Source organism: Ferruginibacter sp. HRS2-29, assembly GCF_024343615.1.
Lineage (GTDB): Bacteria > Bacteroidota > Bacteroidia > Chitinophagales > Chitinophagaceae > Ferruginibacter.
Map to the genome: position 1 here is coordinate 1 of NZ_RJUB01000119.1, position 348 is coordinate 348.

At 49.1% G+C, this 348-nt stretch carries 1 protein-coding gene; it reads right to left on the reverse strand.

Going from position 1 to position 348, the window contains the following annotated elements; genetic code table 11:
* Window positions 1-348 (reverse strand): hypothetical protein (locus tag EGI32_RS11480; RefSeq protein ID WP_255155497.1); only part of this gene is annotated, 348 nt, incomplete at both ends.

Consider the following 348-nt stretch of genomic DNA (forward strand, 5'->3'; position numbering starts at 1 on the left):
ATGTTTCGCACAGTAACGTTATAAGTATTAGGAGTAAGGTTGGGGAATACCGGGCTGGCCTGGTAAGTTGTACCATTTACACTGTATGTAAAGTTGGCGCCCAGCGGCGAGGAGACTGTGATGGTTCCACCAGTAGCACAGGTAGCCTGTATAGTAACAGAAGCTGTTGGTGGCGGCAAAGCCGAAGGATTATTCACCACTACTACCGTAGCAAGTGAAGTACATCCCGTGGTAACATTTTTCACCGTAACGTTATAAGAATTCGGCGATAGGTTGGCAAATACCGGGCTGGCCTGGTAAGTTGCTCCGTCGATGCTGTAGGTATAATTGGCTCCCAGCGGCGAAGAC